At 55.8% G+C, this 17,907-nt stretch carries 23 protein-coding genes; 20 read left to right on the forward strand and 3 right to left on the reverse strand.

The genetic code is table 11. The features are described 5' to 3' along the window. The first annotated feature begins 44 nt into the window (after nucleotides 1–44). From ACI0FF_RS03100 to ACI0FF_RS03120, 5 genes are all read left to right on the forward strand, one after another. Nucleotides 45–836: a crossover junction endodeoxyribonuclease RuvC gene (locus ACI0FF_RS03100; protein WP_426857558.1), complete on the forward strand. Its 792-nt coding sequence runs from the start codon at nucleotides 45–47 to the stop codon at nucleotides 834–836. Further along, complete coding sequence (locus tag ACI0FF_RS03105; RefSeq protein ID WP_419798676.1) at nucleotides 833–1,027, forward strand: hypothetical protein; 195 nt, start codon at nucleotides 833–835, stop codon at nucleotides 1,025–1,027. The genes ACI0FF_RS03100 and ACI0FF_RS03105 overlap by 4 nt, the downstream gene beginning before the upstream one ends. Then, complete coding sequence (locus ACI0FF_RS03110) at nucleotides 1,017–1,460, forward strand: DUF6362 family protein (RefSeq protein ID WP_419798677.1); 444 nt, start codon at nucleotides 1,017–1,019, stop codon at nucleotides 1,458–1,460. The genes ACI0FF_RS03105 and ACI0FF_RS03110 overlap by 11 nt, the downstream gene beginning before the upstream one ends. A gap of 250 nt (nucleotides 1,461–1,710) precedes the next feature. Then, the gene (locus tag ACI0FF_RS03115; RefSeq protein ID WP_419798678.1) at nucleotides 1,711–3,102 is read left to right on the forward strand and encodes a DNA methyltransferase; all 1,392 of its coding nucleotides are present in this window, start codon (nucleotides 1,711–1,713) and stop codon (nucleotides 3,100–3,102) included. Continuing rightward, on the forward strand, nucleotides 3,099–3,326 hold the full coding sequence (locus ACI0FF_RS03120) for a DUF7220 family protein (RefSeq protein ID WP_419798679.1): 228 nt from the start codon (nucleotides 3,099–3,101) through the stop codon (nucleotides 3,324–3,326). Before ACI0FF_RS03115 ends, ACI0FF_RS03120 begins: the two co-directional genes overlap by 4 nt. 1 nt (nucleotide 3,327) lies before the next feature. On the opposite strand, the gene ACI0FF_RS03125 is transcribed toward ACI0FF_RS03120, so the two are convergent. Genes ACI0FF_RS03125 through ACI0FF_RS03135 form a run of 3 tightly spaced genes read right to left on the reverse strand, consistent with a single transcriptional unit; the run spans nucleotide 3,328 to nucleotide 4,213 of the window. Further along, nucleotides 3,328–3,768: a DUF3489 domain-containing protein gene (locus ACI0FF_RS03125; RefSeq protein ID WP_419798680.1), complete on the reverse strand. Its 441-nt coding sequence runs from the start codon at nucleotides 3,766–3,768 to the stop codon at nucleotides 3,328–3,330. Nucleotides 3,769–3,772: 4 nt separating this feature from the next. After that, nucleotides 3,773–3,949 (reverse strand): DUF6900 domain-containing protein, encoded by a 177-nt coding sequence (locus ACI0FF_RS03130; protein WP_419798681.1) that lies wholly within the window; start codon nucleotides 3,947–3,949, stop codon nucleotides 3,773–3,775. A 15-nt stretch (nucleotides 3,950–3,964) separates the two neighbouring features. Then, nucleotides 3,965–4,213: a hypothetical protein gene (locus ACI0FF_RS03135; protein ID WP_419798682.1), complete on the reverse strand. Its 249-nt coding sequence runs from the start codon at nucleotides 4,211–4,213 to the stop codon at nucleotides 3,965–3,967. Between the two features lie 101 nt (nucleotides 4,214–4,314). On the opposite strand from ACI0FF_RS03135, the gene ACI0FF_RS03140 reads away from it, so the two are divergent. From ACI0FF_RS03140 to ACI0FF_RS03210, 15 genes are all read left to right on the forward strand, one after another. Beyond that, the gene (locus ACI0FF_RS03140) at nucleotides 4,315–4,890 is read left to right on the forward strand and encodes a terminase small subunit, Nu1 (protein ID WP_419798683.1); all 576 of its coding nucleotides are present in this window, start codon (nucleotides 4,315–4,317) and stop codon (nucleotides 4,888–4,890) included. Between the two features lie 73 nt (nucleotides 4,891–4,963). Then, nucleotides 4,964–6,730 carry a phage terminase large subunit family protein gene (locus tag ACI0FF_RS03145; protein ID WP_419799683.1) on the forward strand — a complete coding sequence of 589 codons (1,767 nt, stop codon included), beginning with the start codon at nucleotides 4,964–4,966 and terminating at the stop codon, nucleotides 6,728–6,730. Nucleotides 6,731–6,741: 11 nt separating this feature from the next. Then, nucleotides 6,742–6,951, forward strand: coding sequence for a phage head-tail joining protein (locus ACI0FF_RS03150; protein ID WP_419798684.1), 210 nt, complete (start codon nucleotides 6,742–6,744; stop codon nucleotides 6,949–6,951). Beyond that, nucleotides 6,951–8,447 carry a phage portal protein gene (locus tag ACI0FF_RS03155; RefSeq protein ID WP_419798685.1) on the forward strand — a complete coding sequence of 499 codons (1,497 nt, stop codon included), beginning with the start codon at nucleotides 6,951–6,953 and terminating at the stop codon, nucleotides 8,445–8,447. Before ACI0FF_RS03150 ends, ACI0FF_RS03155 begins: the two co-directional genes overlap by 1 nt. 13 nt (nucleotides 8,448–8,460) lie before the next feature. Then, nucleotides 8,461–10,488, forward strand: coding sequence for a prohead protease/major capsid protein fusion protein (locus ACI0FF_RS03160; RefSeq protein WP_419798686.1), 2,028 nt, complete (start codon nucleotides 8,461–8,463; stop codon nucleotides 10,486–10,488). Between the two features lie 79 nt (nucleotides 10,489–10,567). Further along, nucleotides 10,568–10,903 (forward strand): DUF2190 family protein, encoded by a 336-nt coding sequence (locus ACI0FF_RS03165; protein ID WP_419798687.1) that lies wholly within the window; start codon nucleotides 10,568–10,570, stop codon nucleotides 10,901–10,903. Continuing rightward, complete coding sequence (locus ACI0FF_RS03170) at nucleotides 10,903–11,217, forward strand: head-tail joining protein (RefSeq protein ID WP_419798688.1); 315 nt, start codon at nucleotides 10,903–10,905, stop codon at nucleotides 11,215–11,217. The genes ACI0FF_RS03165 and ACI0FF_RS03170 overlap by 1 nt, the downstream gene beginning before the upstream one ends. Continuing rightward, a complete protein-coding gene (locus ACI0FF_RS03175; protein ID WP_419798689.1) occupies nucleotides 11,214–11,864 on the forward strand; it encodes a DUF6441 family protein in 651 nt (216 codons plus the stop codon). The genes ACI0FF_RS03170 and ACI0FF_RS03175 overlap by 4 nt, the downstream gene beginning before the upstream one ends. Nucleotides 11,865–11,867: 3 nt before the next feature. Continuing rightward, on the forward strand, nucleotides 11,868–12,302 hold the full coding sequence (locus ACI0FF_RS03180) for an acyl-CoA transferase (protein WP_419798690.1): 435 nt from the start codon (nucleotides 11,868–11,870) through the stop codon (nucleotides 12,300–12,302). 26 nt (nucleotides 12,303–12,328) lie between these two features. Then, nucleotides 12,329–13,279, forward strand: coding sequence for a phage tail tube protein (locus ACI0FF_RS03185; RefSeq protein WP_419798691.1), 951 nt, complete (start codon nucleotides 12,329–12,331; stop codon nucleotides 13,277–13,279). After that, nucleotides 13,276–13,788 carry a hypothetical protein gene (locus ACI0FF_RS03190; RefSeq protein ID WP_419798692.1) on the forward strand — a complete coding sequence of 171 codons (513 nt, stop codon included), beginning with the start codon at nucleotides 13,276–13,278 and terminating at the stop codon, nucleotides 13,786–13,788. Before ACI0FF_RS03185 ends, ACI0FF_RS03190 begins: the two co-directional genes overlap by 4 nt. Nucleotides 13,789–13,847: 59 nt before the next feature. Next, entirely contained in the window at nucleotides 13,848–14,000 is a 153-nt protein-coding gene (locus ACI0FF_RS03195) for a DUF7697 family protein (RefSeq protein ID WP_419798693.1), read from the forward strand. Beyond that, the gene (locus tag ACI0FF_RS03200; protein ID WP_419798694.1) at nucleotides 14,000–16,531 is read left to right on the forward strand and encodes a phage tail tape measure C-terminal domain-containing protein; all 2,532 of its coding nucleotides are present in this window, start codon (nucleotides 14,000–14,002) and stop codon (nucleotides 16,529–16,531) included. Before ACI0FF_RS03195 ends, ACI0FF_RS03200 begins: the two co-directional genes overlap by 1 nt. A gap of 17 nt (nucleotides 16,532–16,548) precedes the next feature. Beyond that, nucleotides 16,549–17,028, forward strand: a complete 480-nt coding sequence (locus tag ACI0FF_RS03205) for a hypothetical protein (protein ID WP_419798695.1) — start codon at nucleotides 16,549–16,551, stop codon at nucleotides 17,026–17,028. A gap of 12 nt (nucleotides 17,029–17,040) precedes the next feature. After that, nucleotides 17,041–17,901 carry a hypothetical protein gene (locus ACI0FF_RS03210; protein WP_419798696.1) on the forward strand — a complete coding sequence of 287 codons (861 nt, stop codon included), beginning with the start codon at nucleotides 17,041–17,043 and terminating at the stop codon, nucleotides 17,899–17,901. Nucleotides 17,902–17,907 lie beyond the last annotated feature (6 nt).

Here is a 17,907-nt window from a genome sequence, read left to right on the forward strand (position 1 = left end):
GGCAAATTCTCGGCTGTGATTTCTGGAGTCCATGGAGTCCAGACATGCTCTGGACTCAAACTTTCAATGAATACAGTCGGTTAGGGTCAATTCAGAAATCCAGCCGGATTCCTGTCTGGATTTCTGGATTCCTGAAGAAACGTCAGGATTTCTGCGGCTTTCAGACCCCTATCAGAAATCCAAGTGAATACCTCCCCCTAAAGGGGGAGAGGGCTACGCCAGCGCTGACGCTTGGCGAACCCTCTTCGCCGTGGCGGTCGATCCTGTCCGGCCAAATCACCCATCAGCTTTGTTCAATCAACATGGAGGCAATTATGCCAGCACCAACCTCTGTCCAAATTCCACCTGACCCGTGTGACGGTTCTCTCAAAATTCTGGCCCTTGATCTCGGCACCAAAACCGGATGGGCTGTTTGCTTGCCTGACCAGACCATCACCAGCGGTATTGCCGAATTTAAAAATGATCGCTGGCAAGGCGGTGGTATGCGCTTTCTTCGGTTCAAGCAGTGGCTCACCGAGGTTAAGCAAATGGCCGGTGGTCTGGATGCGGTCTTCATTGAGGAAGTCCGTCGTCACGCCGGTGTCGATGCCGCTCATGCCTATGGTGGGTTTCTGGCCCATGTGACCGCCTGGTGTGAACATCACGCCATCCCCTATGAGGCCGTGCCGGTCGGCACCATCAAACGCCATGCGACGGGCAAAGGGAATGCCAACAAGGAAGCCATGATCTTGGCTGCCCGGAAACGTGGGTTCAATCCAGTCGATGACAACGAAGCCGATGCTTTGGCCATTCTCGATTGGGCAATGACCCACCGTGATTGGGGAGGGAACCAATGAGGTGGCATCCCCCCGGATACGGCGGAAGCCGTCGCAATGCCGATCAAGTCAAACAGGACGGTTGGCAAGAACAGGGCATGCTGGCGGTTTCCATTGAGGACGATCGCCTGACCTGGCCCGAGAAGGAACTCGTCCGTCAGTTGGGTGAACGGCTCTATGGCAAACGAAAGGAGGATACGCATGAGCAATGATCGATGGACAGCTCCGCTGGTGGAGGAACGTTTGGCTGAAGCCGCAGGTGTGTTAAAGCGCCTGCCTGAAGAGAAGGTGCAGGGCTACTTCTCGGCCTGGCCGGATGTGGTTCACAACATCCATGAATCCTTTGGCTGGCATGATCCGGTGTTGCGAAGGCCTTGGCCGTCGCCCGGATCTATCGACAGGATGGATGAGACGATGCAATGGCTGCAATGGCTCGAGCCTGACGTTGCCAAGATCTGCTGGTTTCGTGCAGCGGGCGAGCGCTGGAAGACCATCTGCACCAGGGTCGGATTGCAGCGCACGGCTGTCCATCAACGCTATCTTTTTGGCCATTGTGTGATTGCCTGGAAGCTTAATGGTCGTCGGTTGCCACGTAATTGTTCGCGCCGCAAAGTGATTGAGATGGTTCAATCGGCGAAGGCATGAGTAGGGGATAGAAAGGTGTTCGGCGAACACTTTTCGCGCGGACAAAAACGGCTGAATAGGCTACATTTTTTGCCAAGCTTGCGAGAGGCGTGCCCGGGACGGGATGCCCTCAAAGCAAAGAGATTCCATCGAAATTGAGCGAAGTCACGGGTCCTTCCTGGCCGATATCCTATGCGGGCGGGCTCAGCGCGGGATTTTCCTAGTGACGCCCTAAAAAAAGCCATTTCGTTTCGCTTGGAGCAGCGCCCTTATGGCGGTCTGTCCGGCAGAACCGTTGGCGATGCGGCTATCGCTCAGAAAATCGATAAAACGAAACCGGGGCCGTGGTCATTTCGTTTCAAAGCGAAATGCCGCCGGTCTTTACCATCCATTTAACGAGGTCATTTTGAGCGCACAGATCATCAATGTTGGTGACAAGGTTGAGATGGTCGCAGTCGGCGACCTGGCTTGTCATCCGGATAACCCACGCCGGGGGAACCTTGATGAGATCCGCTCCAGCATCCGTGTGAACGGATTTTATGGGGCGCTGGTCGTTCAACGCTCCACCGGTCACATCCTTGCGGGCAACCACCGCTTCATGGCCGCAGAGGCCGAAGGACTGGATAAGGTTCCGGTGATCTATGTGGATGCCGATGACGATGATGCAAAAGCCATTCTAGTTGGAGACAATCGGCTTTCAGATCTGGCAGAGAATGATCCGGAATTATTGGCTGCCTTGTTGCAGGCGCTACAGTCGCGCGACGAAGGGCTGACTGGAACAGGCTACTCAGATGACGACCTTGCCCAAATGCTAGCCCAAGCCGCCGGTGATATGGGTGCAGAACTCGAAGGGGAAGATGATATCCCCGACCCCCCGGAACAGCCGGTAACCCGGCCCGGGGACCTCTGGACGCTTGGGAACCATCGACTTATTTGCGGTGATGCAACAATCGTCACCGACGTTGAACGCTTGCTCGGTTCGGTCAAACCGCTGCTCATGGTCACCGACCCGCCCTATGGGGTCGAGTATGATCCGGACTGGCGTAATAAGGCTGGGGCTGCAGCGACCAAACGCACCGGTAAGGTACTCAATGACGATCGCGCCGACTGGTACGATGCCTGGGTCTTGTTCCCGGGTGACGTCGCCTATGTCTGGCATGGTGCCCTGCATGCAACAACCGTTGCCGATAGTTTGGAACGTGCTCAGTTCAATGTTCGCTCCCAGATCATTTGGGCCAAGGAGCGCTTAGTTCTAAGTCGGGGTGATTATCACTGGCAGCATGAGCCCTGTTGGTATGCGGTTAAAAAGAGTGGCAAAGGTCACTGGGCCGGGGATCGCAAGCAAACGACGCTATGGCAGATTTCCAGCCGCGACCAGGATGCCGAAACCGTTCATGGCACACAGAAGCCAGTCGAATGTATGCGCCGTCCAATTCTGAATAACTCGAGCCCGGGTCAGGCTGTCTATGAGCCTTTCATGGGATCGGGAACGACCTTGATCGCAGCGGAAAGCACGGGTCGAGTCTGCTATGGTGTGGAACTAAATCCGGCCTATGTGGATGTCGCCATTACGCGCTGGCAAAACGTCACTGGTCAGAAGGCAATTTTGGACGGCGAAAGCCGTTCGTTTGAAGAGATTAAAAATGAGAGGTCGGAAACGTGAGACAGTCCAGACGTATGTCCTTTTTGGAATCACTGACCAATGTTGCCGTCGGTTACGGCGTGGCGGTCACAGCCCAAATTGCGGTGTTTCCCCTGTTCGGTTTGGAAGTCTCCCTCTCTGACAATCTGGTGATCGGTGCGATCTTCACAGGCATTTCGATTTTGCGCAGCTATACCCTGCGTCGGATCTTCGAAGAGCTCCGGGTACGGAAGGTCTGGGGCTGACTTACACCTCGTCGTAAATCCGATAGACCTGTTTACCACTGAACGACTGCTCGTTGATCACGTTGAAGCCGAGTTTCTTACGCAGCACATTGCTGATCGCCCCGCGCACGGTGTGGGGTTGCCAGCCGGTGGCTTTCGTCAATTCTTCGATGGAAGCGCCCGAGCCGGTTTGAAGCATATTAATCAGAATGGACTGCTTGGTGATCCGCTTGGGTTTGGCCGTTTTAACCTTTTTGGGCGCAGTGGCCTTTGGCGTTTCGATCCTGGTCAAACCAGCGGCCTGAAGGATTTGTTCGTGGGTTAGCTTGTGTTCGTTCATCAACTCCATGACCCGGTCGACGGCTTTGGATTTGTAATTGAAGGATTTGGCAGTGGTTGGCGTACCGGTGATGGTTTCAATCGCACGGGCCAATTGGCTAACTTTGAGTTTCTTGATTTCCATGGGGTTATCCTTTCTTGGAATTCTGTTGACCGAGTTCAAAGGCTTCGATGAGGGCTGCTTTGATGGACCAGACGGCGACGTCGTGAAAATCAAGGCTATCGCTGTTTCGGGTTTCCAATGTCTCAATCTGAAGGTGATTTGAGGCAATTTCTGATAGGGCCAGTTTTATATCCTTGTTCATCGGCTGGCTCTCTGCTCAGTAGTTTTCTTTGAAGGCATAAAAGCGGACGATCTTGCCATCTGGCAGGTTGACCCGGGCAATCGGTGCATCAAGGTCAATTCGGCTGGTGTCGATCATGTCGGTCGCTTGGCATTCGGTTTTGCCAGTGTGGTAGCCGATGAAATAGGCGACCATTTCAATGAGTTCGTCCTGACTTGATGCCCGGTTCCAGGGGCGGGGCAATTCGGTGCTGCCGTCGTTCATCATGATGGCGATGCTGGTCATGGATTTTCCTTTCGTTTCAAGCGGTTGGTTGAATTCAGTAACGCTCTTAATCGAAAGGGCATCAAGTCTAATAGACTGTAATTAATCACTTTTTGGCGGCCATGTCGGATAACACTCAGCCCATTTCCGTGATCTCGAGCCTGCTCGATATCTCCGAGCGGCGGGTCCAGCAATTATCGAAGGCCGGTGTCGTTCCGAAGGCGGCAAGGGGGCGCTACGAGCTTATTGGCTCGGTACGCGGCTATATCCGCCATCTGCGTGATCTCAATCTAAAGGGAGAGGCGGGGAACGCCGATTATGGAACGGAACGAGCCCGGTTGGTGAAGGCCAAGGCTGATCTTGCGGAGATGGAAGCCTCTCAGATGCGAGGGGAATTGCTCTCTGCTCCTGATGTGAAAGTGGCCTGGACGGAAATCGTGGCGCTGATGCGGGCACGGCTGCTGGTGCTGCCTGACAAAATCGCACCGGTGGTTCATGAAACGACAAACCTCAACCAAGCAAGGGACGTCATCAAAAAGGCGATCCACGAAGTGCTCACGGAAATCGCCGAAACCGACGTTGAAATCGTCCCTCACGTTGATGGGGACGAGAGTGCTGCAACAGGTGGCGAAACAAACGCTGGAAGCGGCAGCACCACCGCCAGATCTGACCGTAAGTCAGTGGGCGGACAAAAATAGACGGTTGAGCTCTGAAGCGAGCTCCGAACCCGGACAATGGGTAACGGAACGTGCCGAGTATCAACGTGGCATCATGAACGCCATTTCCGATGCCTCGGTGGAAACCGTGGTCGTGAAGACTTCGGCCCAGGTCGGCAAGACGGAATGCATCCTGAACACGGTCGGTTATCACGTCGATCAGGACCCGTCCCCGATCATGGTGGTGATGCCGACGGAACGCGACGCCGAGACCTGGTCGAAGGACCGATTTGCACCCATGGCGCGGGATACCCCGCGCCTTCATGGGAAGCTGTCGGATCCGAAGTCCCGGGATGGATCGAACAAGATCCTGCACAAGAAGTTTGTCGGTGGTCATTTGACGATCGTTGGTGCGAACGCACCCTCGGGTCTGGCCATGCGTCCAATCCGGATCCTTCTGTGCGATGAAGTCGATCGCTATCCGCCCAGTGCTGGAGCGGAAGGTGATCCGGTTAATCTGGCTCGCAAGCGGACAGTGACGTTCTGGAACCGCAAGATCGTTCTGGTCTCAACGCCGACGATCAAGGGCGTGAGCCGGATTGATGCGGCTTGGGAAGAAAGCGACAAACGCAGGTTTTGGGTTCCCTGTCCGGACTGTGGAACCCATCAGGTTTTGCGATGGGAACAGGTCCATTGGGAAAAGGACGCTGGTGGTGTCCATCTGCCGGAAACGGCTCACTACGTTTGTGAGGATTGTGGCTCCATTTGGTCTGATGCTCAGCGGTGGTTTGTAATCCGTCATGGCGAATGGCGAGCAGAAAACCTTTTTGCCGGGATCGCTGGCTTCCATCTAAACGAAATCTATTCGCCATGGGTTCGATTGGAAAACATGGTCCGCGCCTTTCTGTCTGCCAAAGGCCAAGGGGCCGAAGGTATGAAGACCTTCGTGAACACCTCACTAGGTGAGACTTGGGTCGAGACCGGTGAAGCTCCGGACTGGGAGCGTTTGTACGATCAGCGTCAACAATGGTCGCCGGGAACGGTCCCAGAAGGCGGTCTGTTTTTGACGGCGGGAGCCGATATTCAGAAAGACCGGATCGAAGTGGATATCTGGGCTTGGGGACGTGGACTGGAAAGCTGGTTGGTGGATCACATCGTCATTGATGGTGGTCCGCAAAATCCAGATCCCTGGCTGAGGCTGGAAGCTCTTTTGGATCAAACCTGGCCTCATGCAAGTGGGGCTCATCTTCGTATCGCCAAACTGGCTGTTGATACCGGTTATGAAGCCTCGGCTGTCTACTCCTGGGCACGGCGGGTCGGTTTTGGCCAGGTTGCCCCCATCAAGGGCGTTGAAGGGTTCAATCGGTCCAGTCCGGTTTCAGGTCCCACGTTCGTTGATGCGACCGATGGCGGCAAAAAGCTTAAACGCGGGGCCCGGCTTTGGACGGTTTCTGTCTCGACCTTTAAATCCGAGACCTACAGGTTTCTTCGGGCAGCTCGTCCGACGGATGAGGAAAGAGCCGAGGGAGCCGAGTATTTACCCGGTACGGTTCATTTGCCGACATGGGTCGAGACGGAGTGGCTCAAGCAGCTGGTTGCCGAGCAGCTTGTGACCGTGAAGGACAAGCGCGGTTTCACACGCCTTGAATGGCAAAAACTGCGCGAGCGAAACGAAGCTCTGGACTGCCGGGTGTACGCCCGGGCAGCCGCGTGGATTGCGGGAGCCGATCGATGGTCTGCAGAAAAATGGACAGACCTTGAAGATCAGCTTGCTGTTCCGGCAGGAGATACTGAAGCAGCAGGCATGATCAACCGCCCCTCCAACCCGCCAATGGAAAAACGCCGTTCGGATTGGTTGGGGCGGCGTGACAATTGGTTTTAAGGAAACTTTCGATGACGTCTTGGTCAGATACAGAACTGGCTGCGCTGAAACGCGCCTATGCCAGCGGGACGTTGCGTGTCAGCTATGACGGAAAATCCGTTGAATACGGTTCAGCAGAAGACTTGATCAGCCGTATCCGAACCATTGAGCGGGAAATTGCCGGAAGCAAGAAGCCTCTGCCGATTGCCGGGTTTGCGGGATTTCGTCGAGGCAATTCCTGATGACCGTTAGCTGGTTGGATAAAGCCGTCGCGGTATTTGCACCCGTCACTGCCACAAAGAGGGCCTTGGCCCGTCAGGCGTTTGACGGGCTCGCGCGTGGTTATGATGGTGCGTCCAAAGGGCGCAGAACGGATGGATGGCGAACAGCTGGCACTTCTGCCGACACCGAAGTCGGCATGGCCAGTGCTTTGTTGCGCGATCGTATGCGAGACCTTGTTCGCAACAATCCCCATGCGGCCAAGGCTGTGTCCGTTCTGGTCAACAACATCATCGGCGCAGGCATCATGCCCCGGGCTGTTTCAGGTAATGAGGCGCTCGACAAGGCCGTCAACAAACTCTGGGATCAATGGTCTCGGCAATGCGATGCCGATGGACAATTGGATTTTTACGGCCTTCAAACCCTGATTTGCCGTGAGATGGTCGAAGCCGGGGAGGTGCTGGTTCGTCGTCGTATGCGAAAGGCCTCTGATGGCCTAAGCGTTCCGATGCAGCTCCAAACCCTTGAAGCAGATTTCCTGGATGCGACGCGCAACGGAGAAACTGCCGGGAAAGATCGCCTTGTCCAGGGTGTGCAGTTCAACGGCATAGGGCAGAGAAAGGCCTATTGGATTTATGAAAGCCATCCCGGTGACGCCTATGGTGCCATTCAAGGGGGCTTCCAAAGTAAGGCAGTTGCCGCCACCGATATTGTGCATGTTTATGAAAAACAGCGTGTGCAGGTTCGCGGTGTTCCCTGGGGTGCGCCGGTCATTCGGTCTTTGCGTGACCTTGACGACTATGAGGTTGCCGAGATTGTTCGCAAAAAAACGGAAGCCTGTGTTACAGCGATTGTTTTTGGTGACGATGAATCCCAACAAGGCGTCGCTCCGGCTGTTACCGATGCCGATGGCAAGCGGGTGGAGCAGTTTGAGCCCGGACTGATTGCATATGCCCGTGGCGGTAAAGACATCAAGTTTAACCAGCCAGCGGCAACGGGGGGCTACGGCGAATATAAACGCGCAAGCCTCCACACCATATCGGCGGGTTTTCGGGTTCCTTATGAATTGCTCACCGGTGACTTGAGCCAGGTGAATTACTCGTCAATCCGTGCCGGTCTCGTCGAGTTCAGGCGCATGATTGATGCTGTCCAATGGCAGTTGTTCATTCCCATGCTTTGCCAACCAGTCTGGAACTGGTTTACCGAGGCGGCATGGGTGGCGGGACACATCCCTGAGTCAGTGGTGCCGGTTGAGTGGTCGCCACCGAAATTTGAAGCGGTCGATCCCATGAAAGATGCCATGGCGGATCTACTTTCCATTCGCTCCGGCACTATGACATTGGCGGAAGCCATCGCACGGCAAGGCCGCAATCCTGATGCCGTTCTGGCGGAGATTGCCAGTATGAACACAAAACTGGATGCAGCCGGGATCGTTTTGGACTCAGACCCAAGACGGGTCACCAAGACAGGCAGTGCGCAAACCACAGACGCCTTTGCTGCGACCGACACCACAGACTGAAATCGAGGATCAGATGGATAAGACCATTGAACTCCCGGCCATGCGCCGGGCGGCGGAGCTTGCGCCGAATTCAGCGGATCAGGAGGCTCGAACCATTGATGTGGTTTGGTCCACTGGCGCTCGGGTTCGTCGCCAACCCTTTCTGGGTGACCCTTACGATGAGGACCTAAGCCTGGATCCAGACCATGTTCGTTTGGAACGCCTGAACGGAGGGGCTCCTTTCTTGAAGGTGCATGAAACCGGTGAGCTGAATGCTGTCATTGGTTCGGTTATCCCTGATAGCGCCCGCCTTGAAAACGGTCAGGGCATTGCGACGATCCGCTTCTCTGAGCGCGATGAGGTCGAGCCGATCTGGCGCGACATTGTGGCAGGACACATTCGGGCCGTTTCCATTGGTTATCAGGTTCACCGCTACGAGGTGAGCAAATCAGATGCGGGCAGGGAAGTCTGGCGAGCTGTTGATTGGACGCCTTTTGAAATCTCTGCCGTGCCTGTCGGTGCAGATCCAGCCGCAGGTTTCCGATCCAACCACACCACCCAAACACATGAGTGCGTCGTGCAACGTGGCGACGCTGATGATTGCAGCAAAAGGAATTCCACCATGCATGACGACGATATCCCCACCACCGAGGAACCCGATATGACTGAAGATACAGTAAGCACCGAGGCTGCTCCCAAGGCTCAGGAACCGCAGGAAAAGCGATCCATTGAGCAACGAAACAAGACACCTGATGTCCAGAAACCCGATGCGGATGCGTTGGTCACCAAAGCCCGTGATCTTGAGCGGGAACGTGTTTCGACCATCTTTGATCTGGCAGGCAAACTTGATCTGGAACGCAGCTTTGCCGACGATCTGGTAAAACGCGGCGTCTCGCTTGAGGAGGCACGTAAGGTCATTCTTGATCAGGTTGCCACCAAATCCGAAGAAACCCGAACCTTCTCGCAGGTTTCCGTTCCCCTTGGCGGTCAAGATGAGCGGGTGACCCGTCGTCAGGCGGTGACCAGTGCATTGTTGCATCGCTACAGCCCGACCCTGTTCCCGTTGGAAGATGCTGCCCGTGAATATCGAGGTATGACCCTGATGGAATTGGCTCGGGAAAGCCTTGCCAATGCGGGCGAGAATACCCGAGGTCTGTCCCGAGACGAGGTTGCGACCCGCGCACTCCATTCCACCTCGGATTTCCCGGAGATACTGGCCGCTGTCACCAACAAGACGCTTCGTCAGGCTTACGATGCCTATCCCCGGACCTTCACGCATTTCTGTCGTCAGGTTCTGGCCACGGATTTTAAGGCCATGCACCGGGTCCAGTTGGGTGAAGCGCCTCAGCTCCTAAAAGTCAACGAAAGTGGCGAATTCAAAAGGGGAACGCTTGGCGAGTCCAAGGAAAGCTACCGCATCGAAACCTATGGCCGGGTGGTTGCCATTACCCGTCAGGTTTTGATCAACGACGATCTGGACGCCTTTACCCGGATCCCCGCCATGTACGGCAATTCCATCGCTCAGCTAGAAAGCGATGTTGTATGGGGCATCATTACCTCCAATCCGGCGATGGCCGATAACAAAGCGCTCTTCCATGGCGACCATAAGAACCTTGCCGGGACCGGTGCTGCGTTGTCGGTAGATGCCGTTGGTGCGGCTCGTGCCTCCATGGCCAAACAAACTGGTCTGGATAAAAAGACGGTTCTGAACATCCGTCCGTCTTTCCTGATCGTTCCTGCTTCTCTGGAACTGAAGGCCGAGCAGATGGTGGCACAAAACATCGTGCCTGCCGACACGGGCAATGTGGTGCCCCAGTCCATTCGCACCCTGTCACCGATTTCTGAACCGCGTCTGGATGCGGTGAGTGAAACGGCTTGGTACTTGGCGGCCAACCCGAACCAGATCGACACCATCGAATATGCCTATCTGGAGGGCCAGCAAGGAGCCTATATCGAAACCCGAAACGGCTTCGATGTGGATGGCGTTGAGATCAAGTGCCGATTGGATTTTGGGGCCAAAGCCATTGATTGGCGTGGACTGTTTAAGAACCCCGGCGCGTAACACGGGCTTTTCATAATCATTTCTGACGAGACGGGCGGCCAATAGGTCGCCCTTCGTCTTTTGGAAAAGGAAACCTTCCATGAAAAACTACATTCAACCCGGCCATACCCTCGCGCTTGCGGTTCCCTACGATGTTGCTTCCGGCGGGGGCTTCCTGCTTGGCGGTATTTTCGGTGTTTCCAACATTAGTGCCGTTGCTGGCGAAGAGGTCGAGGCAAGCCTTGTTGGCGTCTTTGAATTGACCAAAGCTGCGTCTCAAACCTGGAGTGCTGGTGACAAGGTTTATTGGGATGACACCAACAAGGTCGTGACCAAAACGGCGACAGGTAACACCCTTATTGGTGTGGCCGTTGAAGCCGTTGGTGGCACGGCCAGTGAGACCATTGGGCGTGTTCGCTTGAACGGCAGTTTCTGATGACTGCTGTGGGCATGGCGATGGATGTGCTGTTTGCCGATCCGAATATCGCATCTGACGGTCTCTACATTCCGTCCGGTGAGGATGCCGTGCCTGTACGTCTCATCGCTCGACGGCCAGATGAAATTATTGGTTTTGGTGAAACCCGGGTTCTTTCAGAGACAACTCTGTTTGATGTCAGGGTTTCTGAAGTGCCTGAGCCAAGACCTGGCGACCGAGTGACTTTCAATGAAAAGAGCTATGTCGTGCAGGGGGAACCTGAACGCAAAGACCTTGATCGATTGGTTTGGACATTGGACGTGAGACCCATATGAAGCTTGCGACCTCCATTGCCGGTTCCATGAAAGCCGATCTCAAAGCTGAATTACGCCAAATTGAGAAAGCGGTTACTAGTGGGATCAAAGATGCCGGTGACGGGCTCAAGGGCAGTCTTCGGCGTCAGGTGATTTCTGCTGGACTGGGAACACGGTTGGCCCGCACCTGGCGAAACCGGGCATATCCCAATAAGGGCTATGATGCAGCGAGCCTTGTCTGGTCAAAAGCACCTCAGATTGTCCGTACCTTTGATCGGGGAACGGTCATCAAAAGCAAGTCTGGCTTTTGGTTGGCCATTCCAACGGCTGCGGCTCCGAAGCGAGGTTTTGGGGGAAAACGGATAACACCCTCCAATTTTCCTGAGCATCGCTTTGGGCCTCTGAGGTTTGTCTATCGGCGTGGACAGCCTTCCTTGTTGGTCGTCGATGGCGTTCGTGTGAGCGGCAAGACCGGTCGTGTTGGACGTCGTGCCAAAGGTGGCTCGTTCACCAAAACAGGTCGCATCAAATCGGGGATCACCACGGTGGTGATGTTTGTGATGGTGCCGCAGGTGAAAATGCCCAAGCGCCTGGATGTGCGCCGCGCGGCGGAAACCTGGTCTCACCGAACACCGAACCTAATTAATCGTCATATGCCATCGGAGTAGACCGTGCCTTCAAAAACCGAGCAGATATTGATCGCTTTGCTGTCGGCCCTAAGGACCATTCCTGATGTCACTGTCGAACGCAATTCAGCAGTGCCTGAGAAAATCCCGTCTGCTGGACTAATCATCTTTCGCGATGGCATCGCCGATGAGCCGGAACAGGCTTTAGGTGGGTTTGGCGGAATTTATTGTCGCCAGGATACAGAGATTGAGATCTATGTCGAAAACGGTGATGCCGCTGCCCGCGACGCAGCCTTCGACACCCTTCTGCAGAAAATCGGCACCGTTCTTGATGCTGACCCTACGCTGGGTGGTTTGGCTTTCGGCCTGACTTACAGCCGCCCAGAAATCGACAGCGAGGCGGTGATCGGTGGTCCGGCCATCAAGGCTGGCACTTTGATTGTCGCTGTTGAGTTTGAAGCCGACACCGCTCTCGGCTGATCTTTTTACATTCTAGGAGAATACCGATGGCCCGAGCCTATGGTTCGAGCGCCACGCTGCTGCTCAAGCGGGAAACCGCCTATGGGCAAGCAGCCAGTGGCGACTATATCCGCATGCCCTTTAACCGCTGCACCTTAGGCTCCGAACAAGGGCTCATTGATGACCCTGTTCTGGGACAAGGCCGCGATCCGTTGGCTCCCTTGCAAGATGTCATCAATGATGAGGGCGAAGTGGTGGTGCCCATGGACCCACGCTATCTCGGGATCTGGCTCACTGGCTTGTTTGGTGATCCGGTCACCACCGATAATGGCGATGGCACCTTTGACCATGTGTTTGCTTCTGGGAATGACTCCTTGCCCAGTTACACGGTTGAGGTCGGCATGCCTCAGGTTCCGGCTTTCTTCCAACATACTGGCGTTGTGCTGGGATCCATTGCGCTCGAGTTTCAGAGATCGGGTGCGGCTGCGGCAACGCTTGGCGTTATCGCGCAAGGCGAGGTCCGTAACGATACGTCTCAAGGGGGAACACCGACTTCAATTGCCTTCACACGGATCAGCCAGTTTCAGGGCTCTATTACCCGGGGCGGAAATCCGATCGGCAACCTGACAGGTGGCTCGCTCAATTACTCTAACAACCTCGAGAAGATCGAAACCATCCGATCAGACGGCAAGATCGATGGGGCCGATCCCACGGTGGCGGCGTTGACGGGTCGCATTGATGTTCGGTTTTCGGACACCACCCTGATTGATCTGGCGGCAAATGGAACGCCGGTGGACCTGACCTTCGGCTACACCGTCGGCAACGCCAGCGTCATGTTTGCCGCTCATGAAGTCTATCTGCCCAAACCCAAACTGGCCGTTGATGGTCCTGGCGGTGTGCAGGCGAGCTTCGATTTCCAAGGCGCTCTGAATGAAACAGCCGGACGCATGCTGGATGTCACCCTCACAAACGATCTGAATGGGAACGAGTACGCATGATCTCCTTAAAACAACCCAGTGAGCCGTTCGATATTGAGCTTCCTTATGGTGTCACGGTCACCGTCAAACCGCTGACCACCGCAGGAATGGCAGCGGCTCAGGCTTCTGCTCGTCGGCGGGTCGAAGGTTTGGAAGTTCAGAGCAAGGAATTGTTGGAAGCGGGGTTAGCTACCGAGGGCTTACCGGATTTTTCAGTTGATGCCGAGCGAGACGGTTTGTTCCAGGATCTGTTGATCAAAGAATTAGCGGTTCGCCATATCACGACTTGGTCTGGCATCGAAGATGACCCAGACGTGACGCCGGAAAACGTCGCGGCCCTGATGTCTCTCTATCCCGTTGGTGAGCGGTTCTTTCAGGAATTTACCCTGAAACAGGTGCTGCTCACCGCTGCAAAAAACGCATCAGGGCTCTCTGCCGCTGGCACTTCCAGCCAGGCGGAGGGCCCCAATATTGCGAAGCGTGCGAAACGGACTGCGGACAAGCCTGTCCAAGACGCCGATACGCCCTGATCACGGATGAAGAACATGAAGCCTGGGACGTGCTCCAGGCCTGCCTCGGGCAGATGCGCGTGACCACGTCCGGGCATGTGCTCGGCATTGATCTGGGCGTGGCGCTTCAAATCGCCAAAGCCCGTGGGGCAGACCTTTCGGTCACCTCTGAATTGTTACAAGCGGCAGAGGCCGGTTTGGTCGAAGCTTTGAACACACGAGAAGAAACCTGATGGCCAAAGCCAAACATACATACGCGGTTCGCTTAGCGGTCGAGGGTGGGAATAAGGTCAAGGCCGAGCTCGTCAATGTTGGTGAGAGCGGGGAGAGATCCCTCAAAAAGATCGAACGGGCCGGTGGCAAAGCCTCGCTCGGCCTGTCTTCCCTTGGCGAACGTGCTCGAATGCTCACCACAGGGATGCGGGCTCTCGGTGGCGCTTTGGTTGGCGCTGCTGCCGTGGGTGGTCTTGCGACACTGATTGATCGTTCTATCTCAGCCGCTGATGCCATCGGAAAAACGGCGGATAAGCTCGGCGTTGGTATTGAGGCGCTGCAAGAACTGCGTTTTGCGGCTCAGTTGGCGGGCGTCCAGCAACAAACCCTCGATATGGGGTTGCAACGTTTTACCCGGCGTGTGGCCGAAGCAGCCAAGGGAACTGGTGAAGCCAAACAGGCATTGACCGATATGGGCATCGCCCTTCGTGATCAACACGGCAACATCCGACGTTCAGAAGATTTGCTGAATGATGTGGCTGAGGCTTTCAAGCGCACAGAAGACCCTGCCGAGCGCCTGCGTCTCGCCTTCAAATTGTTCGATAGCGAAGGTGTGGCGATGGTGAATATGCTGGTCGGTGGTGCAGATGCGCTGGAAGCGACCCGCCGACATGCCCGTGATCTTGGGATCGTGTTGGAAGAAGACATGGTCCGTAATGCCGAAAAGGCTCGCGACCAGTTAGACACTTTAGGCAAGGTGGTTTCTGCCAACCTGACCCGAGCGATGTTGGATTTGGCTCCGGCCATTGCCGATGTCTCATCGGGCCTTGCTGATCTGGCGGCTGATGCGGCCACCGCCTACGAGCAGATCAAGCTGGCCTTGTCCGGTGATTTTAATTTCGAGGGCCTGTCGGAACGCTCGACGCGGCGTATTGTCGAAGAACGCCGCCAAGAGCTTCAAGAGATCGCTCGAGAGCTCAATGAAATCGGTGATGTCGGCTTTCTGGATGATCCCATTGCCTGGGGGCGCAAGGTAGCACTGGAACGCCGCCTTCAGGAACGGGTCGAACAATACCGCCAGTGGTCAACCAAACTTGCACTCATGCAAAGGGAGGATGGCGATAATGCGTCAGAACCTGATAGCACCACCACACCTGATGCCATTGAGGCTGATATCCGATCGGCTCAAGACCGGTCTCGACGCATTGCGCAAATTGAAACTGATCTTCAACGCCAGCTTTTTGAGGCTACCCATCAGGGGGCCGATCGCATTCGGGCGGAATATGAACGCCTCGTCTCTGAGATGCAGGGCTTGATCGAACCAGACGGCGGCAATCTTGACCAGATCGGCGAGATGATGGCCCGCGCGGCGGCTGTTCGTGATGCCAAACTATTTCGTCTGGCTGAACAGGAAGCTGAAGCCGCCCGCAGAAAGCAGGCTGCCAATACCCGGATCATTGAAGGCCTGAGGGCCGAACGTGATGAATTGGCACAGACCGATCGCCAGCGGTTTATTTCTCAGGCGCTTCGGCGATTGTCTGCCGAGGCGACGGATGCGGAACGCACTCAGGTTCGAGACCTGGCCGGAGCTCTCTTTGATGAGAAACAGGCCATTGAAGCAAGAACAAAGGCTGAAGAAGACGCAGCCCGCATCCGAGAACAGGGTAAGGCTCTGACAGAAGAGCTTCGAACGGCTGAGGAAGCCTATGCCGCCGAGTTGCGAAAACTAAATGAGCTATTGGCTGCAGGGGCCATTGATCAGGAAACTTTCGCTCGGGCCTCCGAGCGGGCCTATGACCGGATGCTCCGAGCAAGTCAGGACTGGTCTGCTGGCGTTGTCCGAGCTTTGCGAGACTATGCCAGGGAATCATCTGATGCTGCCCAACAATTTGAGCAGGCAACCTCCCGGGCCTTGAAAGCCAGTGAGGATGCGTTTGTTCAATGGGCGACTACCGGCAAGGTGAGTGCCTCTGATCTGTTTAACTCCATCGCGGAAGAGGCCTTGCGAGCAGCCTACCGCATGGCGGTCATCAAGCCCTTTGGGGCCTTGTTTGAGGGCATCTTTGGCTCGATCGCGGGAAGCCTGTTCGGCGGATCTTCCGGTATGGTCGGAGATTTCCCTGCACCGGGACCTGTGCAAGTGGCTCATGTTGGTGGCGTCATTGGATCTGATCCTTTGCCTAGCCGACCAATACATCCGACGGTCTTTGACAATGCGCCTCGCTTCCATGGTGGCGGTGTTGTCGGCAATGAAGTGCCGATCATCGCACAGCGTGGCGAGACGGTTTTTACGCCGGGGCAGATGCGAGCTCTTGGTTCTGAACTGGGCCAAAAGCCGGAAGTGAAGGTCAATGTCCATGTCGATAACCGGGCTCCGGGCACGGAAGCCAGGGCCCAGTGGCGATCGGATGGCGGCGGTGGTCTTCGGCTCGACATCATCGTGGAACAAATCGAGGGTCAGATTGCCCGCAACATCGGTCGTGGTGAAGGTTTGGCTCCGACCATGGAGCGACGATACGGGCTCAATCCGGCAGCAGGGGCATATCGATAATCGGAAGGGTCTGAGACATGAGTATCACCTGGCCCAAGACCCTGCCGCTGCCAACGGTTGATGGGTATGGCGTTCATCCCGGCGAAGCGATCCTTCGTACCGAGATGGAGGCTGGTCCCGCTCGTCAACGTCGACGCTTTACGCAGGTGCCGAGCCGCATTTCTGTGCGTTGGCTGTTTCGCCGCGAGCAATTCGCTCTTTTTGAAGCCTGGTATCGATGGCATGCCAAGGAAGGCGGGGAGTGGTTCGAGATTGATCTTATGGGTGGGCTGGGCCTTGTCGGTCATGAAGCGCGCTTTACGCGCCAGTTTGAAGCCCGTTTGAAAAACGGGGTTCTCTGGGAAGTCACGTCTGATCTGGAGATCCGGGAGCGGCCCACATTGGATGGGGATGCACTCGACATCTTCCTCGAGAACGATCCGACCATGTTGCTAGCGACTATTGCTGATTTAAACACACTTGTTCACCAAAAACTGCCGGGTCCAATGGCCTGGTAAGGGAACTCTTTTATGTCTTTGCAAACTGATCTTGCGGCTGCCGTTGCACAAACAACGGCGGACGGACAACTACTACATCAAATCGTCCATGGGGATGACCAATCCGTCGTTCAAACGGAAGGCGGGAGTGTTAAAACCGTGGCCAAGGCCATGGCTGACGTGGATGCCCAATTGCAGGGTAGCCTCACGGCGCTAGACGAGATGGTGGCTTCGGCAACCGACAGCGAAGCGCAGGCCGCCACCAGCGCGGCCAATGCTCTCTCCCATGAGCAAAGTGTCTCTAACAGTGCTGTGGCGGCAGCGACCTCGGAAACCAATGCCGAGGTCAGTGCCCAGTCAGCGGCGGACAGTGCCGATGCGGCAGCGTTGAGTGCCGCAAACGCTCAAACCTCAGAAACCGGGGCCGCGTCTTCTGCAACGGCTTCTGGCCAAGCGCAGGTGGCGGCTGAACAAGCAGCGGCCAATGCCGAGGAATCGGCGCAAGCCGCAGCAACTTCTGCCGAGGCAGCAGTAATGGCGTCCAGCTCTGCCACCAACTGCCAAGGCATCGCTCAAGGACATGCGGAAGCGGCAGCCCTTTCTGCGCAAAACGCAGCTACTTCGGAGACAAACGCGGCCATCTCAGAAACCAATGCCGCCCAGTCGGTTGGACAGGCGGAAACCTCTTCTCTCGCTGCAAGCGCGTCTGCTGATGAAGCTCAAACGGCGGAAACCAATAGCACCTTCTGGGCCGGTGAAGCGGAAAGTGCGGCTGTTGCTGCGGAAGCGGCGGCGGTCATTGTCGCCAATGCCACCGGTCTTGATCTGCAAACGCTGATCGTATCGGCCAGGCGTGGATCGGACTATCGCGCCCTTGGCATCGAACTATTTTGAGGGAAC

Source organism: Terasakiella sp. 4MB5A, assembly GCF_050058155.1.
Classification (GTDB): domain Bacteria; phylum Pseudomonadota; class Alphaproteobacteria; order Rhodospirillales; family Terasakiellaceae; genus Terasakiella; species Terasakiella halodenitrificans.

Coding starts and splice junctions, on each gene's coding strand:
- ACI0FF_RS03205 (WP_419798695.1), top strand. CDS start 16,549: ATGAGTATCACCTGGCCCAAGACCCTGCCGCTGCCAACGGTTGATGGG.
- ACI0FF_RS03115 (WP_419798678.1), top strand. CDS start 1,711: ATGGCGGTCTGTCCGGCAGAACCGTTGGCGATGCGGCTATCGCTCAGA.
- ACI0FF_RS03135 (WP_419798682.1), bottom strand. CDS start 4,213: ATGACCAGCATCGCCATCATGATGAACGACGGCAGCACCGAATTGCCC.
- ACI0FF_RS03130 (WP_419798681.1), bottom strand. CDS start 3,949: ATGAACAAGGATATAAAACTGGCCCTATCAGAAATTGCCTCAAATCAC.
- ACI0FF_RS03165 (WP_419798687.1), top strand. CDS start 10,568: ATGAAAAACTACATTCAACCCGGCCATACCCTCGCGCTTGCGGTTCCC.
- ACI0FF_RS03140 (WP_419798683.1), top strand. CDS start 4,315: ATGTCGGATAACACTCAGCCCATTTCCGTGATCTCGAGCCTGCTCGAT.
- ACI0FF_RS03125 (WP_419798680.1), bottom strand. CDS start 3,768: ATGGAAATCAAGAAACTCAAAGTTAGCCAATTGGCCCGTGCGATTGAA.
- ACI0FF_RS03110 (WP_419798677.1), top strand. CDS start 1,017: ATGAGCAATGATCGATGGACAGCTCCGCTGGTGGAGGAACGTTTGGCT.
- ACI0FF_RS03160 (WP_419798686.1), top strand. CDS start 8,461: ATGGATAAGACCATTGAACTCCCGGCCATGCGCCGGGCGGCGGAGCTT.
- ACI0FF_RS03170 (WP_419798688.1), top strand. CDS start 10,903: ATGACTGCTGTGGGCATGGCGATGGATGTGCTGTTTGCCGATCCGAAT.
- ACI0FF_RS03105 (WP_419798676.1), top strand. CDS start 833: ATGAGGTGGCATCCCCCCGGATACGGCGGAAGCCGTCGCAATGCCGAT.
- ACI0FF_RS03100 (WP_426857558.1), top strand. CDS start 45: ATGCTCTGGACTCAAACTTTCAATGAATACAGTCGGTTAGGGTCAATT.
- ACI0FF_RS03145 (WP_419799683.1), top strand. CDS start 4,964: ATGAACGCCATTTCCGATGCCTCGGTGGAAACCGTGGTCGTGAAGACT.
- ACI0FF_RS03210 (WP_419798696.1), top strand. CDS start 17,041: ATGTCTTTGCAAACTGATCTTGCGGCTGCCGTTGCACAAACAACGGCG.
- ACI0FF_RS03185 (WP_419798691.1), top strand. CDS start 12,329: ATGGCCCGAGCCTATGGTTCGAGCGCCACGCTGCTGCTCAAGCGGGAA.
- ACI0FF_RS03200 (WP_419798694.1), top strand. CDS start 14,000: ATGGCCAAAGCCAAACATACATACGCGGTTCGCTTAGCGGTCGAGGGT.
- ACI0FF_RS03175 (WP_419798689.1), top strand. CDS start 11,214: ATGAAGCTTGCGACCTCCATTGCCGGTTCCATGAAAGCCGATCTCAAA.
- ACI0FF_RS03155 (WP_419798685.1), top strand. CDS start 6,951: ATGACCGTTAGCTGGTTGGATAAAGCCGTCGCGGTATTTGCACCCGTC.
- ACI0FF_RS03150 (WP_419798684.1), top strand. CDS start 6,742: ATGACGTCTTGGTCAGATACAGAACTGGCTGCGCTGAAACGCGCCTAT.
- ACI0FF_RS03190 (WP_419798692.1), top strand. CDS start 13,276: ATGATCTCCTTAAAACAACCCAGTGAGCCGTTCGATATTGAGCTTCCT.